The following is a 2,756-nucleotide window of genomic DNA, read 5'->3' as shown; positions in this document are numbered from 1 at the left end:
AAGGTGCGGGAAGCTATATCCCTGCTTTCACCGCAATGCAAAAAAGTATATAGCCTGAGTCGTGAACAGGAGCTAACGCATGATGAAATAGCGCGTCAGCTTAATATTTCAAAGGCTACAGTGAATAATCATATTGTACTGGCACAGCGATTTATCCGTAATCATCTTGCCAAAGACATGGATATTGCCCTTATCATCCTGCTTATCGGAAAGATCTGAAAAAATTTTCCACTTTCATTAGTTATTCCCCTTTTTTTATTCGTCTTGTTTGTTAGCAGGCAGTTTTTCTCATTGCAGATAATATTATGGACAACAGAGATGCCACCTCGTGGAAATACTTGATAGCACAGTATCTGGACAACCGTATTTCGAAGGAAGAGCTGGAATTACTGTTGCAGAAGATCGGGGAAGATGAAGATACAGATCAGCTGACGGCGGTGTTGCAGGAACAGTGGGAGGCTGCGAAAGCAGTGGATGACAGTGATCATATTGACTGGGACGCGCGTTTTACAGCTATGATACAGCAGCAGCCAACAGCGGCGCCGCAGCGGAAGAATTTCCGTGGCATTATCCGTATGGCCATAGCTGCCAGTATTGCTTTGCTGCTGGCGTTGGGCGGCTACTTCGGGCTTTTTAAAAAAAATCCGCAACCCTCTGTGGCTGCCTCTATGCAACATGATATTGCGCCCGGCACCACGGGCGGCATACTGACGCTGGCCAATGGCGAACATATCCTGCTGGACAGCGCCGGCAATGGTTTGCTGGCTATGCAGGGAGGAACAAAGATCATCAACCGGCAGGGACATATTACCTATAACATGGCTGGTACGAACAGTGAACAAATGTTTAATACCATTACTACACCCAGGAGCAAACAGTTTCAGCTGGTGCTTTCTGACGGTAGTAAAGTGTGGCTCAATGCCGCATCGTCTGTGCGTTTCCCTGCAGCATTTGCAGCCAATGAGAGGAACGTGGAGATTACCGGTGAAGCTTACTTTGAGATAGCGAAAATTACCAGCAAAGGGAAGGCTGTTCCCTTTGTTGTAAATGCCAACGGAACAGCCATACGGGTGCTGGGAACACACTTTAACGTCAACGCCTATACGGACGAACATGTTGTGAGCACCACCCTGACAGAAGGCAGTGTCGTGATCAAACAGGGGCGTATTCAGCAAATGCTGAAGCCCGGCGAGCAGGCGCAGACAGGCCAGGACGGTAAGCTGGCTGTGCTCCATGATGTAGACACTGATGCTGTACTGGCCTGGAAGAATGGTTATTTCTCTTTTAATCAGGCTGACCTGCCAACTGTTATGCGGCAGATTTCCCGCTGGTATGATGTGGACATCGTTTACGAAGGCCGCATCCCCGACCGCCGTTTTGGTGGTGAAATATCCCGTAATACCAATGTTTCACAGGTATTGAAGATACTGGAAGAAAGCAAGGTGCATTTCAGGCTGGAAGAAAAAAGGATTGTCGTATTGCCGTAACAAAAAAGCCGTACTGAGGTGAGAGTCAGTACGGCCGAAGTTCCGGTATGTTTTAATGATAACAATTTGTTTGGGACGAATTGCCAATTAATCAACCAAAACCACTACTAAAGTATGGAAAAAAATCTACGTACCACCGGGTATTTCCGGGGTCGGGTACTTCCTAAAACATTCCTGTTTATGAAGCTGACAGCCATCCTGCTCACGGCTACCTGTTTACAGATCAGTGCCGCAGGGTACTCCCAGAAAGTGACGCTGGCGGAAAGAAATGCGCACCTGGGAAAAGTATTCCGTGAGATCAAGAAACAAACGGGTTATTCTTTCTTTTTCGACGAATCCTGGATAAAACAGGCTGCCTCCATTACCATCAACGTAAAAGATGCTTCCCTTGAAAAAGCGCTGGACATTTGTTTTAACAACCAGCCGCTGACCTATACCATCGTTGGTAATACTGTAGTGGTGAAACAGCGTGAAGTGTTGTCTGACAGAAAAGAAGATATTGCCACCGCACCGCCTGCACTCATCAAAGGTTCTGTAAGAGATGAATCGAATCAGCCACTGGCAGGTGTTTCTGTGCGTATCAAAGGCACAACAAAAGGTACTACCACAGACGCAAATGGTAACTTTATACTTAATGCAGAAGCCGGAAATGTGCTGGTGTTCAGCTTTGTAGGTTATCAGCCGCAGGAGGTGACCGTGGGAGCAAGTACGACTATGCCGGTGGTGATGAAGATCGCCAGCAATGAATTAGGCAACGTAGTGGTTACTGCGTTGGGTATTACCAAGAAAGACCGTAAGCTCGGTTATGCCGCCACTGCTGTGGATGTGGATAAAGTAAAAACTGCCAACACGGTATCACCGATTGCGGCATTGCAGGGAAGAGTGGCCGGTGTGAATATTAACGTGATGAGTGCTTCCGGTGTGCAATCATCTCCCAGTATCATGATCCGTGGCGCCAAATCTCTCACCAAGAATAACCAGCCCATCTTTGTGGTGGATGGTATGGTACTCGAAAACAACATCGTGAACGGCGATGATATAGACCAGGGTTCTCAGTTGAAAAACCTGAACCCTGATGATTATGAATCCATCACTGTACTGAAAGGCGCAGCGGCCACTTCTCTCTATGGTTCGCGCGGCGCCAATGGCGCCATCGTGATCACCACACTGAAAGGTAAAGCAGGACAAGGCCTTGGGGTCAGCTTCAGCTCTACCTACCAGACACAGGTGATCTATGATAACGGCCTGCCGCTGCAAAACGTATATGGT

At 47.8% G+C, this 2,756-nt stretch carries 3 protein-coding genes; all 3 read left to right on the top strand.

The features are described from left to right. Positions 1–219, top strand: a 219-nt coding sequence (locus VM802_RS20630) for a sigma factor-like helix-turn-helix DNA-binding protein (protein WP_325534068.1), incomplete at its 5' end; no start/stop codon positions are given. Positions 220–305: 86 nt separating this feature from the next. Beyond that, positions 306–1,487, top strand: a complete 1,182-nt coding sequence (locus VM802_RS20625) for a FecR family protein (RefSeq protein ID WP_325534066.1) — start codon at positions 306–308, stop codon at positions 1,485–1,487. Positions 1,488–1,601: 114 nt separating this feature from the next. Continuing rightward, on the top strand, positions 1,602–2,756 hold a 1,155-nt coding region (locus VM802_RS20620), incomplete at its 3' end, for a SusC/RagA family TonB-linked outer membrane protein (protein ID WP_325534064.1).

The sequence above is a fragment of the Chitinophaga sp. genome (assembly GCF_035538455.1).
Classification (GTDB): domain Bacteria; phylum Bacteroidota; class Bacteroidia; order Chitinophagales; family Chitinophagaceae; genus Chitinophaga.
This window is presented reverse-complemented; position numbering and strand designations above follow the sequence as displayed.

Bases quoted from the DNA above. Each gene is read 5' to 3' on its own strand.
- VM802_RS20625 (WP_325534066.1), top strand. From the start codon at position 306: ATGGACAACAGAGATGCCACCTCGTGGAAATACTTGATAGCACAGTAT.